Here is an 18,230-nt window from a genome sequence, read left to right as displayed (position 1 = left end):
CGTCCCGGCGGTGGCGGCGGCACGGGCGGTCGTCCCGGCGGCGGCCCCGGCCCCCGCGGTCGCGGCGGTCGCGGCGCGACGCAGGGTGCCTTCGGTCGCGGCGGCAAGCCGGCCCGCTCCCGCAAGTCGAAGCGCGCCAAGCGCCAGGAATGGGAGCAGCAGCAGGCTCCCGCACCGGGCGGCGTCTCGCTGCCCCGCGGCAACGGCGCGACCATCCGCATGCGCCGCGGCGCCTCGCTGTCCGATTTCGCCGATCGCATCGACGTCAACCCCGCGTCGCTGATCACGGTGCTCTTCGCGATGGGCGAGATGGCCACGGCCACCCAGTCGCTGGACGAGGACACCTTCGAGCTGCTCGGCAACGAGCTCGGCTACAAGATCGAGATCGTCTCCCCGGAGGACGAGGAGCGCGAGCTGCTCGAGCAGTTCGACATCGACCTCGACGCGGAGCTCGCCGAGGAGGACGAGGCGGACCGCATGCCGCGGCCCCCGGTCGTCACCGTCATGGGTCACGTCGACCACGGCAAGACCCGCCTGCTGGACACCATCCGCAAGGCGAAGGTCGGTGCGGGCGAGGCCGGCGGCATCACCCAGCACATCGGTGCGTACCAGGTGGACGTCGAGCACGAGGGCGCCGAGCGTCAGCTCACCTTCATCGACACCCCGGGCCACGAGGCGTTCACCGCCATGCGTGCACGTGGTGCGGACGTCACCGACATCGCGATCCTCGTGGTCGCGGCGGACGACGGCGTGATGCCCCAGACGATCGAGGCGCTGAACCACGCCCAGGCGGCGAACGTGCCGATCGTGGTCGCGGTCAACAAGATCGACAAGCCCGAGGCGAACCCGGAGAAGATCCGGCAGCAGCTGACCGAGTACAACCTGATCGCCGAGGAGTACGGCGGCGAGACGATGTTCGTCGACGTCTCCGCTCGCGAGAATCTGCACATCGACGACCTGCTGGAGGCGGTGCTGCTCACCGCGGACGCCTCCCTCGAGCTCTCGGCGAACCCCGACAAGGACGCGCGCGGCGTGGCCATCGAGGCGAACCTGGACAAGGGACGCGGCCCGGTCGCCACCGTGCTGGTCCAGCAGGGCACCCTGCGGGTCGGCGACGCGATCGTGTGCGGCATCGGCCACGGCCGAGTGCGCGCCATGCTCGACGAGAACGGCGAGAACGTCACCGAGGCGGGTCCGTCCCGCCCGGTGCAGGTCCTCGGCCTCACCTCGGTGCCCGGCGCCGGTGACTCCTTCCTGGTGGCCCAGGACGAGCGCACCGCCCGTCAGATCGCCGAGAAGCGGGAGGCCGCCAAGCGCGCCGCCTCGCTCTCCAAGGCCCGCAAGCGCATCTCGCTCGAGGACCTCAACAAGCACGTCGCCGACGGCAAGATCGAGACCCTCAACCTCATCCTCAAGGGCGACGCGGCCGGTGCCGTCGAGGCTCTGGAGGAGTCGCTGCTGGGCATCGATGTCGGCGAGGGCGTGGACCTGCGGATCATCGACCGCGGCGTCGGCGCGATCACGATGAACAACATCAACCTCGCCGTCGCCTCGGACGCGGTCATCATCGGCTACAACGTCCGGGCCGAGGGCCTGAACGCGGAGTACGCCGACCGCGAGGGCGTGGAGATCAAGTACTACTCGGTCATCTACAACGCCATCGATGAGGTCGAGCAGGCCCTCAAGGGCATGCTCAAGCCGGAGTACGAGGAGGTCGAGCTCGGCTCGGCGGAGATCCGCGAGATCTTCCGCTCCTCCAAGTTCGGCAACATCGCCGGCTCGATCGTGCGCGGCGGCCTCATCAAGCGCGGTGCCAAGGCCCGCATCACCCGTGGCGGCAAGGTCATCGCGGAGAACATCGAGATCGCCGGTCTGCGACGCTACAAGGACGATGTCACCGAGGTCCGCGAGGGCTACGAGTGCGGCATCAACCTGGGGTCCTTCAACGACCTCCAGCTCGAGGACCTCATCACCACCTACGAGATGCAGGAGAAGCCCCGCAGCTGATCCTGCGACGGTCGGGCACCCCTTCGCCGGGGTGCCCGGCCGCGCCGGCGGGGGAGGAGACCACGATGAGCGAGGTGTCCCTCCTGCTCCGCGCCCCCTCGGCCAATCGCGTCTACGCGCAGGCCGCGGGGGCGCTCTCGCGCGCCGAGGCGCACTGGGTGCTCGGCGCTCATCTCGGCGCGGTGCCCGCCCTGCGGGACCGGGAGGTCGGCGGGATGGCGGGGCTCGAGGTGCGAGGCATGACGGGCGAGCCGCGCTCCGAGGCGCTGCTGGCGATGCTCTCGGGCACCCTCGGCGTGCTCGACGTCCAGCAGGAGGACCCCCAGGACCCGGACCGGCCGCTGCTGCGCCCTCGGCCCCTGCCCGCCGTGCTGCGCCACCCCTCCGACCTCGAGACCACCCTGCGCTACACCGGGAAGACCAACGAGCAGTTCACCGCCCTGCTGGTGAACCTCGCCGCGGCCCTGTCCACCCGTAGCGCCGGGATCCTCGACGGGACCCTCGACCTGCTCGATCCTCTGTGCGGACGCGGCACCACGCTGAACCGGGCGCTGCGCCTCGGGCTCAGCCCCGTCGGCGCGGAGATCGACCGCAAGGACGTGGAGGCCTACCGGACGTTCCTCGGCGCCTGGCTGCGCACCCACCGCTACAAGCACACCCTGGAGACCACCCGCCTCACCGTGCACGGCGAGCAGCTGGGCAGCCGGACCGAGGCGGAGCTCGCCCCCGACAAGCAGACCCTGCGCGCCGACGGAGGGCAGCGCCTGACCCTGCTCGGCTGCGACACCACCCGCCTGGGTGAGGTGCTGCCCGGCGGCTCCGTCGACGCGCTCGTCGGGGACCTGCCCTACGGCGTCCAGCACGGCTCCCGCGCGGGCGGCGCCTGGCAGCGCTCCCCGCTCGAGGTGCTGCGCGAGGCGGCGCCCGGCTGGCGCTCGCTGCTGCGCGACGGCGCCGGGGTCGCGCTCGCGGTCAACCGCCGCACCCTCGACCACGCCGAGGCGAGCGCGGTGCTCGCGGACGCCGGGCTGCGCGTGCTCAGCGCCGACGACGCCTTCCGCCACCGCGTCGACCAGTCCATCGACCGTGACATCCTGCTCGCGGTCCCCTTCGACCATCCCCGCGCCGAGGAGCTCGCCGCTCTCGGCGCCGACCAGGAGGATCCCATCCCATGAACGACAATCCCCGCGCTCTCAAGCTCGCCGACCGCATCAAGGTCATCGTCGCCACCATGCTCGACACCCGGGTCAAGGACCCGCGGCTCGGCTTCGTGACGATCACCGACGTGCGCGTCAGCGGCGACCTCCAGCACGCCACCGTCTTCTACACCGTCTTCGGCACCGACGAGGAGCGCGAGGGCACCGCCGCCGCGCTGCACAGCGCCACCGGCATGCTCCGCCGCGAGGTCGGCCGACAGACCGGCGTGCGCCTGACCCCCACCCTCGAGTTCATCGCCGATGCGGTGCCCGAGAACGCGCGCGTCATCGAGGACCTCCTCAGCGAGGCCCGCGGCCGCGACGCGGAGCTCGCCCGCGCCAAGGAGGGCGCCGCCTACGCCGGCGAGGCCGATCCCTACCGCAAGCCCCGCGACGAGGAGGACGAGGACCTCGAGGACGAGGACCTCGAGGGCGAGGATCTCGACGTCGAGGACCTCGACGACGACGAGGGCACCGCCCCGGGGCACGAGCGGGCGTGACCTCCGCACCCCACGGCATCCTGCTCGTCGACAAGGCCGAGGACCGCACCAGCCACGACGTGGTCGCCCGCGTGCGCTGGCTGCTGGGGACCAAGAAGGTCGGCCACGCCGGCACCCTCGATCCGATGGCCACCGGCCTGCTCGTGCTGGGTGTCGGGCAGGGCACCCGGCTGCTCACCCATCTCGTCGGCCTGGACAAGACCTACCTCGCCACGATCCGGCTGGGCAGCGCCACCACGACCGACGACCGCGAGGGCGAGCCGCTGGGCGAGCGGGTCGATGCCACCGGGATCGAGGATGTCCGTCTCGAGGAGGCCCTCGACGGGCTCCGCGGCGACATCCAGCAGGTCCCCTCGACGGTCAGTGCGATCAAGGTCGACGGGAAGCGCGCCTACGCCCGCGCCCGCGCGGGGGAGGACGTCCAGCTCGCCGCCCGGCCCGTGCGCGTGCCGCGCTTCGAGATCCTCTCCCGCACCGAGCGGGACGGGCATCTCGACCTCGAGGCCGTGGTCGACTGCTCCTCGGGCACCTACGTCCGCGCCCTCGCCCGCGACCTCGGCGCCGCCCTCGGCGTCGGCGGGCACCTGACCGCGCTGCGCCGCACCGCCGTCGGCCCCTTCGCGGTCGAGGACGGGGTGCACGTCCCCGCCCGCGGCGAGGGCGACGACGTGGACCTGCCCCTGCACGGGCTCGGCGAGATCGCCGCGCGCGTGCTGCCGGTCCTGGACGTCGCGGAGGACGAGGCCGCGGCGCTCGGGACGGGGAAGCGGATCCGCTCCGCGCAGGAGCTGCGAGCGCCCTCCCGGCCCCATCCCGCGCACGCCGGCCCGGAGGACGCCCCGGTCGCGGCCCTCGATACGGCTGGCCGCCTGGTGGCCGTCCTGCAGCGCGAGGGACGGGACTGGCACCCCCGGCTCGTCGTGCCCGAGGACACCCGCCGCTGAGCCGCCCGAGGTCGCCGCGGGCGGGACCGCCGCACCGGGGCTCGCAGTGAGAGAGGGCCCCTCCCGTCATCGGGAGGGGCCCTCTCTCACTGCCGTGCGGGGGAGCGGGGACCGCTCAGCGGTGCACCACCGTCTTGGTGCCCATGCTGGCCCAGTCGTACAGCCACTTCGCATCGGAGACCGGCAGGTTGATGCAGCCGTGCGAGCCGGAGTACCCGAAGGAGGAGCGCCACGGCGCGCCGTGGAACCCGTACCCGTGGTGGAAGTACTGCACCCAGGGGACGTCCCGGATGTAGTAGTACTTCGGATGGCCCTCGTCGTAGTACGCCGCGTTGGTCATGTCCTGGCGGTCGTAGCGCAGGTAGATCTCGTAGGTGCCGGTGGGGGTCTCGTTGCCCTCCTTGCCATCGACCATCGAGCGCGGGCCCCAGACGGGGGTGTCGCCGACGTAGGCGGTGACCGTCTTGTTGGTGAGGTCGACGTCGATCCACTTCTCGCCGGTCGGCTCGGCGGCGGGCTCCTCGTCCGTCGACTCCTCGTCCTTCTTCTCGTCGTCCGAGGACTTCTCCTCGTCCTTCTCCTCCTCGTCCTTCGGAGCGTCGACCTTGTCGACCTTCGCCTCGAGCTTCTTGGTCTCGAAGGCGGCCTCCAGGGGAGTGGTGCCCTTCAGCGCGGTGATCAGCTCGTCGGCGACGGCGTCGGTGTTGGTGATCTCCAGGCCGTCCTTCTTCTCGGAGACGACCTTGACGACCTCACCGGCCTCGTCGACCTGCTCGATGCCGTTCTCCGGCTCGACGGCGTCCTTGTCGGCGCGGGTGGCGACCCACTCGCGCACCGCGTCCTCGTCCACCGCGATGGCGAGGTTCTCGCCGGACTCGTCCGGGGTCACGGAGATCCAGTCGCTGCGGCGCTCGGCGGAGACCTCGTGGGTCTCGCCGTCGGCGCCGGAGATCGACATGGGCTGCTCGAGCAGCGAGGAGATCGTGCCGACGACCTCCTCGGCCTCCTCGGTGGTGATCGCGGGGGCGATCTCCTCGATGGGCTGCTCCACGGAGAAGCCCTCGAGGGCGGGGGCCTTGGTCTTCACGGCCTCGACCAGGGTCTGCGGGTCCACGCCCTGGCCGTTGCGGCCGGGCTCGACGTTCCAGGCCTGCGCCTCCTCGTCGAAGACGACCTGCGCATCGACCGGGGTGGTCATGTCCTCGGGGACCAGGCCCTTCGCGAACTCGGCCACGGCGGCCTCGTCCACCTCGACGACGGGCTCGACGCTGTGCTCGCCGGACCAGGTCGAGGAGATGATCGCGGGCAGGGAGTCGTCGCGCTCGAGCGCCGCGGCGGCGGTCGCGGCGGAGTCGACGCTCACGCCGAGGTCCGCCAGCGGCACCTCGAGCTGCTGATCCCCGGCGGTCACCGAGACCTTCACGGACTCGCCGTGCTCGGTCACCAGGGCGGCGATCTCCTCGGGGCTCTTCCCGGAGACGTCCTGGCCGAGCACCATGGTGCCCGGCAGCGCGCGGCCCTCGAACTGCTTGGCGTAGGCCAGTGCCCCGCCGGTGAGGATCACGGCGAGGACGGCGACGATCGCCACGAGGATCAGCGCGACCCGGCGACGGCTGCGGCCCGCCGGGGCCGTATCGGTCACGTTCGTCATGGATCCAGATCCGTTCTCGGCGGCCGTCGTGCCCGCCCTCGGCTCGCGCCGCAGGGCACAGGGGTCCCTCCCCGGCGCCGCCTTCCGTCCGAGAGTAGCGGAGCGTCCCGCGTACTACCACGATGTCCGGTCCGAGGTTCGTCACAGCTCTGCAACAGCCGAGGTCCAGGTCGCGCTCGGGCAGGTAGCCCGGAGTACGCCCCGGGGAGTCGGTGCGGTGGCGACGTCGGATGGCCCCGGCCTGCGAGCGCTACAGTGTCCTCCGGCGAACCCGCCGTCGCAGCCCGCCCGCCGGGGCGGCGGAGCACGGGTGCGCGGACCGCACCCGGCATCGGAAGGACCTGAGCGCGTCGTGACCCGCCTCCCCATCTGGCACTCCGCCCTGGAGGTGCCCGCCGAGCTCGGCGAGACCGCGGTCTCGATCGGGAACTACGACGGCGTCCACCGGGGGCACCGCTTCGTGCTGGACCAGCTGCGCCGCCACGCCGAGGCGCGCTCCCTGAGCCCCGTCGCCCTCACCTTCTGGCCGCATCCGCGCCACGTCATGGGCTCGCCCGAGGCGACGCCGCTGCTGACCGGGCACGAGGACCGCGACCGCCTGCTCCTGCTCGCCGGCCTGCACGGCGTGCTCGACCTCGAGTTCACGCTCGACTTCGCCCAGCACTCCCCGGAGGAGTTCGTGCGGATCTTCCTGGTCGAGGGGCTGCGTGCGAAGTGCGTGGTGCTGGGCGAGGACGCCCTGTTCGGCCGGGCGAACGCTGGGAACATCGACACCATGCGCGAGCTGGGGGAGAAGTACGGCTTCGAGGTCGTCACCGCCCCGGACCTCGGGCCCGAGGGCGCGGGCACCGGCCGGATCTCCTCCTCGGGGATCCGTCGCGACCTCCTCGCCGGCGACGTGCGCGCCGCGAACGAGGCGCTGGGCAGGCTGCACACCGTCACCGACGAGATCCACCACGGCTTCCGCCGCGGGCGCGAGCTCGGCTTCCCCACCGCGAACCTGGGCCCGCGGCCGCAGGGCCTGATCCCCGCCGACGGCGTCTACGCCGGCTATGCGACGGTCACCGCCCAGGACCCCTCGCACGCGGGCGACGAGCCGCTGGCCGGCGCCCCGGCGACGATCTCCATCGGCACCAACCCCACCTTCGAGGCCGACGGCGCGCCCCGCCGCACCGTCGAGGCGTACGTGCTGGGCGACCACGACCTCCATCTCTATGGCGACACCGTGCGCCTGGAGTTCGTCGAGTTCCAGCGCCCCACGCTGAAGTTCGACTCGATCGACGCGCTCGTGGAACAGATGGCCGAGGACGTCGAGGTGACCCGCCGCACTCTCGAGGCGGAGCGCTCCCGGAGCGACCTGGGCTCCTGATATCCTTCCCGAGCCGTCATATCGGCCGCGGAGAGCGATCCCGCCCCCAGCCAATGCCCACCCGCAAGGGTGAGGTGCGCTCGGGGGCCGCTCGTCGGAAGAGCCCGGGGCAGAAGGCCCCGGCGCGCCGCGCAACGACCTGAGGAGAACCAGTATGGCCTTCGATTCCGCCACCAAGCAGGCGATCATCTCGGAGTACGCGACCGGCGAGGGCGACACCGGTTCGCCCGAGGTCCAGACCGCGCTGCTCACCCACCGCATCACCTACCTGACCGAGCACCTCAAGACCCACAAGCACGATCACCACACGCGCCGTGGTCTGCTGCTGCTGGTCGGTCAGCGCAAGCGCCTCCTGAAGTACCTCCAGGAGAACGACATCGAGCGTTACCGTGCGCTGATCAAGCGCCTCGGCATCCGCCGTTGATCCCCTCCGCCGCTCGCCCCCAGGGCGGGCGGCGGTGTCGTATGTCCGCCCCCGACCAGGTTCGGTCCTCGGCAGTGGCCTGCGGATCGGGCGACCGGAGACCCCGGTCGCCCGGACGCCGCGGGCGACTGACGAAGGCCGCACCGGCAGGGGCACCCCTCAACCAAGGAGATCCCCCATGGCCATGGAAGGCCCTGAAATCACCGCCACCACCGCCGTCATCGACAACGGCGCCTACGGTCGTCGCGAGGTCCGCTTCGAGACCGGCCGCCTCGCCCAGCAGGCCGCCGGCGCCGTGTCCGTCTACCTCGACGACGACACCATGGTGTTCTCGGCGACCGCCGTGTCGAACAAGCCGAAGGAGCACTTCGACTTCTTCCCCCTCACCATCGACGTCGAGGAGCGGATGTACGCCGCGGGCCGCATCCCCGGCTCGTTCTTCCGTCGCGAGGGCCGCCCGGGCACCGATGCGATCCTCGCCGCCCGCCTCACCGACCGCCCGCTGCGTCCCGCCTTCGTCAAGGGCCTGCGCAACGAGGTCCAGGTCGTGCTGACCGTCATGGCCTGCAACCCCGAGGACGCCTACGACGTCGTCGGCATCAACGGCGCCTCCGCCTCCACCCAGATCTCCGGTCTGCCCTTCTCGGGCCCGATCGGCGGCGTGCGCATCGCGCTCATGCCCGACGCGCAGGGCGGCGGCCAGTGGGTCGCCTTCCCGACCTTCGCCCAGCTGGACGAGGCCGTCTTCTCGATGGTCGTGGCCGGTCGCATCGTCGATGACGAGGAGGGACAGGGTGATGTGGCGATCATGATGGTCGAGGCCGAGGCCACCGACAACTCCTGGACGCTCATCAAGGAGCAGGGCGCGATCGCCCCGACGGAGTCCGTCGTCGCCGAGGGCCTCGAGGCCGCCAAGGTCTTCATCCGCAGCCTGTGCGTGGCGCAGCAGGAGCTCGCCGCGAAGGCCGCGAAGCCCGTGCGTGAGTTCCCGCTCTTCCTGGACTACCAGGAGGACGCCTACGGCATCGTCGAGGCCGCCGCGACCGAGCGCCTGGCCGAGGTCATGTCCATCGCCGCGAAGACCGAGCGCGAGGAGCGCACCGAGCAGCTGCTCGGTGAGGTCATCGCCGAGCTGTCCGCCGAGGGTGCGCCGCTCGAGGGTCGCGAGTCCGAGGTCTCCGGCGCCTTCCGCGCGCTGACCAAGCAGGTCGTGCGCAAGAAGGTCCTCACCGAGGGCGTCCGCATCGACGGCCGCGGCCTGCGCGACATCCGCGCTCTCTCCGCCGAGGTCGAGGTGCTCCCGCGCGTGCACGGCTCGGCACTGTTCCAGCGCGGCGAGACCCAGATCCTGGGCGTCTCCACGCTGAACATGCTCAAGATGGAGCAGCAGATCGACTCCCTCGGGCCCGTCGACCGCAAGCGCTACATCCACCACTACAACTTCCCGCCGTACTCCACCGGCGAGACCGGCCGCGTCGGCTCCCCGAAGCGCCGCGAGGTGGGCCACGGCATGCTCGCCGAGCGCGCCATCGTCCCGGTGCTGCCCAGCCGCGAGGAGTTCCCCTACGCGATCCGTCAGGTGTCCGAGGCCCTCGGCTCCAACGGCTCGACCTCGATGGGCTCCGTCTGCGCCTCGACCCTCTCGCTGCTGAACGCCGGCGTGCCGCTGCGCGCCCCGGTCGCCGGCATCGCGATGGGCCTGATCTCCGACACGGTGGACGGAGAGACCCGCTACGCGGCCCTCACCGACATCCTCGGGGCCGAGGACGCCTTCGGCGACATGGACTTCAAGGTCGCCGGCACCTCCGAGTTCGTCACCGCCATCCAGCTGGACACCAAGCTCGACGGCCTGCCCGCCTCGGTGCTCACCGGCGCCCTCTCGCAGGCCCACGAGGCGCGTCTGGCGATCCTCTCCGTGCTGGGCGAGGCGATCGACGCGCCCGACGAGATGAGCCCGCACGCCCCGCGCGTGCTCGCGGTGACCATCCCCGTCGACAAGATCGGCGCGGTCATCGGCCCGAAGGGCCAGATGATCAACCAGATCCAGGACGACACCGGCGCCGACATCACCATCGAGGACGACGGCACCGTCTACATCGGCGCGACCGACGGCCCCTCGGCCGAGGCGGCCCGCTCCGCGGTCAACGCCATCGCCAACCCGATGGTCCCCGAGGTCGGCGAGCGCTACCTCGGCACCGTCGTGCGCGTGGTCGACTTCGGCGCCTTCGTCTCGCTCACCCCGGGCAAGGACGGCCTGCTCCACGTCACCCAGCTGCGCAAGCTCAACGGCGGCAAGCGGGTCGAGAACGTCGAGGACGTCGCCAAGGTCGGTCAGAAGATCGAGGTGGAGATCCGCGAGATCGACGCCCGCGGCAAGATCTCCCTCGCCACGATCGAGGACGAGGCCGAGTCCGCCGAGGCTGTCGAGTCGCAGGCATCGGTCGCCGCCGAGGAGACCACCGCCGAGTGATCCTCGTGCAGTGATCCGTCCGCCCGCCCGCAGGGGCCGGCGACAGCAGGAGGGGAGGCGCCCGAGCTCGGGCGCCTCCCCTCCGTGCACTCCGGTTGCCGTGACGAACGGCTCGGCGACCTCCCACCCGCCCCGTGGAACAATCGAGCGATGCCTTCCGACCTCCTGTACGACGATCCTGCCTCCGACGTCATCCTCGACGCCGCGACCGGCGTGCGCCGCAGCATCCTGCCCGGCGGGGTGCGGCTGCTCACCCAGACCGACCGCAGCGTGCGCAGCGCGAGCATCGGGCTGTGGCTGCCCGTCGGCTCCCGCGACGAGGCGCCCGCCCATGCGGGATCGACCCATGTGCTCGAGCACCTGCTGTTCAAGGGCACCCGGCGCCGCAGCGCGATGGACATCGCCACCGCCTTCGACGAGGTGGGCGGCGACTCCAACGCCGTCACCGCCAAGGAGCACACCCTCTACTACGGACGGGTGCGCTCGGCCGACGTGCCGATGGCCGTGGACGTCCTCACCGACATGATCACCGCCTCCGTCCTCGAGCAGGACGCCCTGGCCACCGAGCGCGAGGTCATCCTCGAGGAGCTCGCGATGGCGGAGGACGACCCGAACGACGTCGGCTACGAGACCTTCCTCGCCCAGGTGCTCGGCCCGGACACGGCGCTCGGCCGTCCCGTCGGCGGCACCGCCGCGAGCGTCGAGGCGCTCACCATCGAGGACGTCCGCGCCCACTACCGCGAGCACTACCGGCCGTACAACCTCGTGGTCACCGCCGTCGGCGACATCGACCACGACGAGCTGGCCGGCCTCCTGGCCGCGGGCCTGCGCCGCGGCGGCTGGAGCCTGGTGGAGGGGGCGCTGCCCTCCCGCGGGCGGCGCGCCGCGACCGCCGTGCCGAGCGAGGGGATCGCCGCCGACGTCGCCGCGCTCGCCCCGCACCGTCTCGCCCGCCCCACCGAGCAGAACCACATCTACCTCGGCGGGCAGGGCCTCACCGCGCTCAGCGAGGACCGCCACACCCTCTCGGTGCTCATGTCCGTGCTCGGCGGCGGCATGTCCTCGCGCCTGTTCCAGTCCGTCCGCGAGGAGCGGGGGCTGGCCTACACCGTCTACTCCTTCAGCGCCGGCTACCGCGATGCGGGACTGTTCGGCATGTACGCCGCCTGCCGTCCCGGCCGCACGGGCCAGGTCGTCGAGCTGCTGGCCGAGGAGCTGGGCCGCATGGGCGAAGCGGGCATCGACGAGCTCGAGCTGACCCGGGCGAAGGGTCAGATCACCGGCTCCTTCGCGCTCGGCCTCGAGGACACCAGCTCCCGGATGGGCCGTCTCGGCACGATCGAGCTGGTCCACGGCCGCTACACCAGCGTCGACGAGACCCTCGCCCGCATCGGGAATGTCGACGTCGCCGACGTGCGGGACCTCGCCGCGCGCATGTCCCGCTCGTACAGCACCCGGGTCGAGGTCGGCCCCGAGCGCTGACCCCGCCTCGCGGACCCTCCCCGTTCCCGTCCCTCTCTGCACCGCCACGACCCAAGGAGCCGCCATGACCCCCGCTTCCGCCCGGACCCCGTCCGCCGCACGCCCCACCCGCGTCGCCGTGCTCGGCGCCGCCGGCCGTATGGGCGCCGCCGCCTGCCGCGCCGTCGAGGACGCCGGCGACCTCGAGCTCGTCGCCCGGATCGGCCGCGGCGACGACCTGACCGCCGTGGCCGAGGCCGGGGCCGAGGTCGCGATCGACCTCACCGTCCCCTCCGCGACGGCCGACAACGTCGCCTGGCTGATCGACCACGGCATCCACGCCGTGGTCGGCACCACCGGCTGGAGCGAGGAGTCGCTCGAGGCGCTGCGGGAGCGGCTCGCGGGCGCCGAGGGCGTGGGCGTGCTGATCGCCCCGAACTTCGCGATCGGCGCCGTGCTCGCCATGCGCTTCGCCGAGGTCGCCGCGCGCTACTACGACAGCGCCGAGATCATCGAGATGCACCACGAGAACAAGCTCGACGCTCCCTCCGGCACCGCCCGCCACACCGCCGCCGCGATCGCCCGCGGCAGGGCCGCGGCAGGTCTTGGACCGGTCCCGGACGCCACCGAGAAGGACCCCGACGGCGCCCGCGGCGCGGTCGTCGACGGCATCCACGTCCACGCGGTGCGCCAGCGGGGCCTCGTCGCCCACGAGGTCGTGCAGTTCGGCGGGGTGGGGGAGCAGTTCGTGCTGCGCCACGACTCCTTCGACCGCATCAGCTTCATGCCCGGCGTGCTGCTGGGCGTGCGCGAGGTCGCCTCGCACCCGGGCCTCACCGTGGGCCTGGACGGCTTTATGGACCTCGGCTGAGGCCCGGGACGGGGACCGGGATGCGACAGAAGCTGATGGTCGCAGGGCTCCTTCTGGTCACCGCGGCCTATGCGTGGGGCCTGGGCTGGATCGCCTGGGGCTTCGTGCGCGCCGGCGGAGGGCTCGGGTACGGGCTGGCCATCGGCATCGTGGTGCTGCTGGTGCTGACCGTGTGGGTGACCTGGCGCGAGGTGCTCTTCGGCATGGCCGCCGGCGACCTCTCCGCTCGGTACGAGCCCCCGGCCGACGCCTGGGCGGAGGACCCCCGGGCTGAGTTCGAGGCCGCGCGCACCGCGGTCCAGGACGGCCGCGAGGGGGAGTGGAGCGCCTGGTTCCGGCTCGCCCTGGCCTACGACGCGCTGCGCGACCGCAAGGGGGCGCGCATGGCGACCCGTCGCGCGATCGAGGCCGCGCGCCGCTGACCCGTCGGGCGTCGACGCACCGGGAGCCAGGGCGAGCGCAGTGCCGAGCGGTGTGCCGAGCGGCGCGACGAGCAGGACCCCGGGCTCAGGCCCAGCCGAGCGCCCGCAGCGCGGCCGCGGCCGCGGCGGCGCCGACCACGACCACCAGGAACGGCGCCCGCACCAGGAGCAGCACCACCGCGACGCCCAGCCCGGCGAGCCTCGCGTCCAGCACGACCTCCGTCCCGTCGGCCGCGGTCTGGGTCGCCACCAGCGCCCCCAGCAGCGCGATCGGCAGCAGGCGCGTGATCCGCGCGATCCGGGGGCGCTCGAGCACGTCCTGCGGCGCCTGGTAGCCGATCCATTTCTGCACGAAGGACAGCACCGACGCGGCGATCACCGCGATCCACAGCAGGCTCATCGCCGCTCCTCCTCGTCCGTCGCGGGCTCGTCGTCCGACGCATCGCCCTCGGGCGCGGCGTGCCCCGTCGCCCCGCGACGGGACGGCAGCAGACCGGCCACCACCGCGACCAGCGCCGCGGCGAGCACCGGCAGCCCGGCGGGCAGCACCGGCGTGGTCAGCAGCGCCACGAACGCCGCGGCCACCGCGATCGCGACCGCGTCCCCGCTGCGCAGCCGCGGCCACAGCAGCGCGATGAACGCCCCGGCCGCGGCGGCGTCGAGCCCCCAGGCCGCGGGATCGGCGATGTGCTGACCGGCCAGCGCGCCCGCGAGGGTGAACAGGTTCCAGAAGACGTACACCCACACCCCGGCGGACCAGAACCCCGCCCGACGCTCCGCCTCGGTCGCGCCCGTCGCCGCCAGCGCCGCGGACTCGTCGATCGTCAGCTGCGCGCGGGCCGCCCCCTTCGCCCCGCCGCGCGGCAGGGAGGGGGCGAGGATCAGCCCGTACAGCGTGTTGCGGATCCCCAGCAGCAGCGAGGCGAGCGCCGCGCCGAGGGCGGAGCCGCCCCCGCCGACCACGCCCACGAAGGCGAACTGGCTGCCGCCGGTGAACATCACCGCGGAGAGCACCATCGCCTGCCACACGTCGAGCCCGGAGGCCGTCGCGAGCGCGCCGAAGCTGATCCCGTACAGCCCCGTCGCCAGCCCGATCGAGAAGCCGGTGCGACGGATCGTGCGCAGGGACGCACCAGGGGCGTCGGGGCGCGGCGACGGAGCGGGGGCGGCGGCGGTCATGATGCTCGACACTCTACGATCACCTGCACGGACATCCTCCGCGCGTCCGCCAGGGGATATGAGATTCTGACGGCATGACGGACTCCCAGGATCCCGCTCCCGACACCGCCCTGCCGCTGCGCACCGGCGCCCTCCTGCTGGACATGGACGGGACCCTGATCGACTCGGGCCCCGCCGTCGAGCGGTCCTGGAACACGCTCCTGCGCGAGCTGGGCACCGATCTCCGGTTCGGCCACGCCCATCACGGCATGCCCGCCCGCCGCATCCTCGCCCAGATCCTGCCCGAGGCGAGCGAGGCCGAGCTCGACGCGGCCCACCGCCGCATCGAGGAGCTCGAGATGCAGGACGTGGAGGGGATCGTCGTCCTGCCCGGCACCGAGCGGCTGCTCGCCGAGCTCGACGCCGCCGCCGAGACCCTGGGCCGCGCGAGCTGGACCATCGTCACCTCCTGCACCCGGCCCCTGTTCGAGGCCCGCTGGTCCCGCACCGGGCTGCCCGTGCCCGACGGGCTGGTCACCGCGGACCAGGTCACCCACGGCAAGCCCGATCCGGAGCCGTACCTCCTGGGCGCCGAGCGGGTCGGGGTCGAGCCCTCCCGCACCGTCGTCCTCGAGGACTCCGTCGGCGGGCTCCGCGCCGGGATCGCCGCCGGCGCCCGCACCGTCGCCGTGACGACGACCACCCCCGCCGGGGAGCTGTCCCCGCTCGCGGACGCCCTGGTCACCTCGCTGGACGACCTCGAGGTCCGCGTCGAGGGCGAGGACCTCGTCCTCGCCCGCCGCGGAAGCTGACCGTCGCGCCGCGCCTGCTCCGTCGGCCGCGGCCCCGTTGATACCCTTGGGCGGCCCGACCGGTCCGTCCCGCGCCCTGCGGACGACGTCCCCGACGTCGTCGCCCCACGGCGGCGAGCGCCCGGACCGAGGGCGCAGCCGTCCCCCTCGAAAGGACTCGCCCCATGTGCGGAATCGCCGGCACCTACGGATACGGCGCTGACACCGAGCGGATCGCCCGCCGGATGAGCGGCGCCCTGGCCCACCGCGGTCCCGACGGCGAGGGCCTCTTCGTCGACGGCGAGGCCGGGCTCGCCCACCGGCGCCTGGCCATCATCGACCGCGAGCACGGCGCCCAGCCGATGACCACCGCCGACGGCCGCTACACCATCGTCTACAACGGCGAGACCTACAACTACCTCGAGCTGCGCGCCGAGCTCGAGCAGCTCGGGCACACCTTCCGCACCGACTCGGACACCGAGGTGCTGCTGGAGGCGCACGCCGAGTGGGGCACCGACGCCTACGACCGCTTCAACGGCATGTTCGCCTTCGCGATCCACGACGCGACCACCGGCACCGTCACCCTCGCCCGCGACCACTTCGGCATCAAGCCGCTCTACTACCGCGTGGACCCCGCCTCCGAGGCCGGTGGGGCGCCGAAGGTCGTCTTCGGCTCGGAGATCCGCTCGCTGCTCGCCTCCGGCACCTTCGAGGCCGCGCCGGACGACCGCGCCGTCTACCGCTACCTGAAGTTCCGCGTGCAGGACGACGACTCCCGCACCTTCTTCGCCGGCGTGAACCGCCTGATGTCCGGCGAGGTGCTCGAGATCCGCCCCGACGGCACCGAGGTGCGCTCCTTCACCCGGCTGAAGGAGGAGCTGCGCGAGATCGCCGCGCGCCCCAGCCGTCCCTACGACCAGTCGGTCGTGGACGAGTACCGCGAGCGCTTCCAGGACTCCGTGCGGATGCGCCTGCAATCCGAGGTCCCCGTCGGCACCTCCCTCTCCGGCGGGCTGGACTCCTCCGCCGTCGCCGCCGTGATCGCGCGCCAGCTGCGCGAGCGGCCCGAGGACGAGGGCTACGAGGCGGTCGGCTCCCGCCAGAACACCTTCTCCGCCGTATTCCCGAACTCCTCCAACGACGAGGAGCGCTACGTCGACGCGCTGCTGGACGAGAACCGCGGCCAGATTACGGCCCACAAGATCCACCCGCAGCCCGCGGCGTTCCTCGAGGACCTCCACGACTTCGTGCGCACCCAGGAGGAGCCGATCATCTCGACCGGCCCCTACGCGCAGTACGCCGTGATGCGCGAGGCCAGCCAGCACATCACCGTGCTCCTGGACGGGCAGGGCGCCGACGAGATGATGGCCGGATACAACCCGTACTTCTACGTCTACCTGCGCCAGCTGCGCCGCCAGAAGCGGTTCAAGGAGCTCGCCTCCGAGGTGGTCGGCTCCCGCGACATCCTCCGCAAGCTCGCCCGCACCAAGTTCTCCGGCCGCACCTCCGTGCCGATGGAGGCGCTGCTGAACTCCGGTTTCGTCGCCGAGCACAGCGGCGAGAAGGTCACCTCCGTCCAGGACGACCTCAAGGAGCGCCTGCTCGAGGACACCTTCCGCTCCTCCCTGCCCTCGCTGCTGCGCTACGAGGACAAGAACACGATGCGCTTCAGCATCGAGGGGCGCGTCCCCTTCGTCGACAAGGAGCTGCTGAAGTTCCTGTTCTCCCTCGACGAGTCCGCGATCATCCACGACGGCTGGAACAAGCGGATCCTGCGCGAGGCGATGGACGGGATCCTCCCCGACATGATCTCCAAGCGCCGCAACAAGATCGGCTTCACCACCCCCGAGGGGGAGTGGTTCCGCTCGATCGCGCCGCAGCTGCGGGACGTCTTCGCCTCCGCGTCCTTCGCCTCCCGGCCCTACTTCGACGCGCCGAGCGTGCTCGCGCTGTTCGACGACTACATCGCCCATCCGGAGAACCACGGCACGCTGATGTTCTGGCGCCTGCTGAACGTCGAGCTGTGGATGCGCACCTTCTTCGACGACGCCGAGGGCGCCACCCGCGCGCTCGGCGGCTCGGCCGACGAGGCCGCGCTCGCCGCCGCGCCGGCCCCCGCCGCCGTCGCCGCGGAGCCCGCGGCCGAGGAGGAGGTCGTGCCCAAGAGCGACTACGTCGCCAACGAGGGCAAGCAGCTCGACCTCGTCTCCGAGGTCGACGGCCGCACCTGGCGCCGCCTGCCGCTGCAGACCGCGCTGGTCGCCCGCGGCGACGACGCCGAGCGGATCGCCCGCGAGCGGGTCGAGGCCTTCGCCTCGGCCCTGCCGGGCGGCGTCGTCCCCGACGGCGCGCCCTGGTACTTCGTGATCAGCGAGAAGATCATCGCGATCACGCAGGGCCGCTCCTGGTTCACCTGGGAGATCAGGCCCCGCCGCTCCGCCAAGGTGCTCAGCCGCTTCGTCTCCCGCACCCCGGCCGGCATCGGCCTGGGCGACCCGACCACGATGGAGCTCGCGATCCGCGAGGTGGGGCTCCCGCGCGTCGTGGCCGCCTCCGCCGTCGGCGCCGCGGGCAAGGTCGTCGGCAGGCGCGGCCTGTTCTACGAGGTCGTCGGCGCGAACGTGCGCGCGATCGACGGGCCCACCCCGTACTCCGCCTTCCCCTCGAACGTCTCCGCGAAGCTCCCGCCCAAGGACCCGGACGCGGTCGCCGCGCGGATCTCCGCCGCGATCCGCGGCGCGGACATCCCCGCCGCGCTGCGCGACGGCTTCGTCGGCACGGTCGTGATGGACGCCAATGACATCGGCCGCAACGTGCTGGGCTCGGACGTGCCCACCACGAACGAGGTGCTCGAGGCGACCTTCGCCGACAACCCCCTCGGCCAGGGCCGCCAGCGCACGCCGCTGGCGATCCTCGTCGACCTCGGCGGCGCGGACCGGCGCTGAGGAGGTCGCGGCGGCGGGCCC

At 72.6% G+C, this 18,230-nt stretch carries 15 protein-coding genes; 12 read left to right on the top strand and 3 right to left on the bottom strand.

Annotated elements, in window-relative coordinates; all coding sequences use genetic code 11:
• The 4 genes from infB to truB form a co-directional block, all read left to right on the top strand.
• Positions 1-2,007 (top strand): translation initiation factor IF-2 (infB, locus tag Y09_RS03495; protein ID WP_053916259.1); only part of this gene is annotated, 2,007 nt, incomplete at its 5' end.
• Between the two features lie 65 nt (positions 2,008-2,072).
• Positions 2,073-3,182 (top strand): TRM11 family methyltransferase, encoded by a 1,110-nt coding sequence (locus tag Y09_RS03490; RefSeq protein ID WP_053916258.1) that lies wholly within the window; start codon positions 2,073-2,075, stop codon positions 3,180-3,182.
• Positions 3,179-3,703 (top strand): 30S ribosome-binding factor RbfA, encoded by a 525-nt coding sequence (gene rbfA / locus Y09_RS03485; RefSeq protein ID WP_053916257.1) that lies wholly within the window; start codon positions 3,179-3,181, stop codon positions 3,701-3,703. The genes Y09_RS03490 and rbfA overlap by 4 nt, the downstream gene beginning before the upstream one ends.
• Entirely contained in the window at positions 3,700-4,647 is a 948-nt protein-coding gene (truB, locus tag Y09_RS03480) for a tRNA pseudouridine(55) synthase TruB (RefSeq protein ID WP_053916256.1), read from the top strand. The genes rbfA and truB overlap by 4 nt, the downstream gene beginning before the upstream one ends.
• A 115-nt stretch (positions 4,648-4,762) precedes the next feature.
• Here truB and Y09_RS03475 read toward each other — a convergent pair whose 3' ends face one another.
• Positions 4,763-6,298, bottom strand: coding sequence for a L,D-transpeptidase family protein (locus Y09_RS03475; RefSeq protein ID WP_053916255.1), 1,536 nt, complete (start codon positions 6,296-6,298; stop codon positions 4,763-4,765).
• A gap of 352 nt (positions 6,299-6,650) precedes the next feature.
• On the opposite strand from Y09_RS03475, the gene Y09_RS03470 reads away from it, so the two are divergent.
• From Y09_RS03470 to Y09_RS03445, 6 genes are all read left to right on the top strand, one after another.
• Entirely contained in the window at positions 6,651-7,667 is a 1,017-nt protein-coding gene (locus tag Y09_RS03470) for a bifunctional riboflavin kinase/FAD synthetase (protein ID WP_053916254.1), read from the top strand.
• 154 nt (positions 7,668-7,821) lie between these two features.
• Positions 7,822-8,091: a 30S ribosomal protein S15 gene (gene rpsO / locus Y09_RS03465; protein ID WP_053916253.1), complete on the top strand. Its 270-nt coding sequence runs from the start codon at positions 7,822-7,824 to the stop codon at positions 8,089-8,091.
• Between the two features lie 184 nt (positions 8,092-8,275).
• The gene (locus Y09_RS03460) at positions 8,276-10,561 is read left to right on the top strand and encodes a polyribonucleotide nucleotidyltransferase (protein ID WP_053916264.1); all 2,286 of its coding nucleotides are present in this window, start codon (positions 8,276-8,278) and stop codon (positions 10,559-10,561) included.
• Between the two features lie 150 nt (positions 10,562-10,711).
• A complete protein-coding gene (locus Y09_RS03455; protein WP_053916252.1) occupies positions 10,712-12,043 on the top strand; it encodes a pitrilysin family protein in 1,332 nt (443 codons plus the stop codon).
• A gap of 64 nt (positions 12,044-12,107) precedes the next feature.
• Positions 12,108-12,893 carry a 4-hydroxy-tetrahydrodipicolinate reductase gene (gene dapB / locus Y09_RS03450; protein ID WP_053916251.1) on the top strand — a complete coding sequence of 262 codons (786 nt, stop codon included), beginning with the start codon at positions 12,108-12,110 and terminating at the stop codon, positions 12,891-12,893.
• Positions 12,894-12,913: 20 nt separating this feature from the next.
• Positions 12,914-13,315 carry a hypothetical protein gene (locus Y09_RS03445; RefSeq protein WP_053916250.1) on the top strand — a complete coding sequence of 134 codons (402 nt, stop codon included), beginning with the start codon at positions 12,914-12,916 and terminating at the stop codon, positions 13,313-13,315.
• 85 nt (positions 13,316-13,400) lie between these two features.
• Here the strand turns inward: Y09_RS03445 and Y09_RS03440 are convergent, their stop codons facing one another.
• Together Y09_RS03440 and Y09_RS03435 are read right to left on the bottom strand one after the other, a co-directional pair.
• A complete protein-coding gene (locus tag Y09_RS03440; RefSeq protein ID WP_010551385.1) occupies positions 13,401-13,715 on the bottom strand; it encodes an AzlD domain-containing protein in 315 nt (104 codons plus the stop codon).
• Positions 13,712-14,494 (bottom strand): AzlC family ABC transporter permease, encoded by a 783-nt coding sequence (locus Y09_RS03435; RefSeq protein WP_082358607.1) that lies wholly within the window; start codon positions 14,492-14,494, stop codon positions 13,712-13,714. The genes Y09_RS03440 and Y09_RS03435 overlap by 4 nt, the downstream gene beginning before the upstream one ends.
• 74 nt (positions 14,495-14,568) lie before the next feature.
• Here Y09_RS03435 and Y09_RS03430 point away from each other — a divergent pair, with 74 nt between their 5' ends.
• Together Y09_RS03430 and asnB are read left to right on the top strand one after the other, a co-directional pair.
• Positions 14,569-15,285: an HAD-IA family hydrolase gene (locus Y09_RS03430; protein WP_053916248.1), complete on the top strand. Its 717-nt coding sequence runs from the start codon at positions 14,569-14,571 to the stop codon at positions 15,283-15,285.
• Positions 15,286-15,449: 164 nt separating this feature from the next.
• On the top strand, positions 15,450-18,209 hold the full coding sequence (gene asnB / locus Y09_RS03425) for an asparagine synthase (glutamine-hydrolyzing) (RefSeq protein WP_053916247.1): 2,760 nt from the start codon (positions 15,450-15,452) through the stop codon (positions 18,207-18,209).
• The last annotated feature ends 21 nt before the right edge of the window (positions 18,210-18,230 follow it).

Source organism: Brachybacterium sp. SW0106-09, assembly GCF_001293905.1.
In the GTDB taxonomy this organism is placed as follows: Bacteria; Actinomycetota; Actinomycetes; order Actinomycetales; family Dermabacteraceae; genus Brachybacterium; species Brachybacterium conglomeratum.
This window is presented reverse-complemented; position numbering and strand designations above follow the sequence as displayed.

What these genes read in the sequence shown, in the direction of transcription:
- Y09_RS03490 (WP_053916258.1), top strand. Translation starts at nt 2,073, where the DNA reads ATGAGCGAGGTGTCCCTCCTGCTCCGCGCCCCCTCGGCCAATCGCGTC.
- rbfA (WP_053916257.1), top strand. Translation starts at nt 3,179, where the DNA reads ATGAACGACAATCCCCGCGCTCTCAAGCTCGCCGACCGCATCAAGGTC.
- Y09_RS03475 (WP_053916255.1), bottom strand. Translation starts at nt 6,298, where the DNA reads ATGACGAACGTGACCGATACGGCCCCGGCGGGCCGCAGCCGTCGCCGG.
- rpsO (WP_053916253.1), top strand. Translation starts at nt 7,822, where the DNA reads ATGGCCTTCGATTCCGCCACCAAGCAGGCGATCATCTCGGAGTACGCG.
- Y09_RS03460 (WP_053916264.1), top strand. Translation starts at nt 8,276, where the DNA reads ATGGAAGGCCCTGAAATCACCGCCACCACCGCCGTCATCGACAACGGC.
- Y09_RS03455 (WP_053916252.1), top strand. Translation starts at nt 10,712, where the DNA reads ATGCCTTCCGACCTCCTGTACGACGATCCTGCCTCCGACGTCATCCTC.
- dapB (WP_053916251.1), top strand. Translation starts at nt 12,108, where the DNA reads ATGACCCCCGCTTCCGCCCGGACCCCGTCCGCCGCACGCCCCACCCGC.
- Y09_RS03445 (WP_053916250.1), top strand. Translation starts at nt 12,914, where the DNA reads ATGCGACAGAAGCTGATGGTCGCAGGGCTCCTTCTGGTCACCGCGGCC.
- Y09_RS03440 (WP_010551385.1), bottom strand. Translation starts at nt 13,715, where the DNA reads ATGAGCCTGCTGTGGATCGCGGTGATCGCCGCGTCGGTGCTGTCCTTC.
- Y09_RS03435 (WP_082358607.1), bottom strand. Translation starts at nt 14,494, where the DNA reads ATGACCGCCGCCGCCCCCGCTCCGTCGCCGCGCCCCGACGCCCCTGGT.
- Y09_RS03430 (WP_053916248.1), top strand. Translation starts at nt 14,569, where the DNA reads ATGACGGACTCCCAGGATCCCGCTCCCGACACCGCCCTGCCGCTGCGC.
- asnB (WP_053916247.1), top strand. Translation starts at nt 15,450, where the DNA reads ATGTGCGGAATCGCCGGCACCTACGGATACGGCGCTGACACCGAGCGG.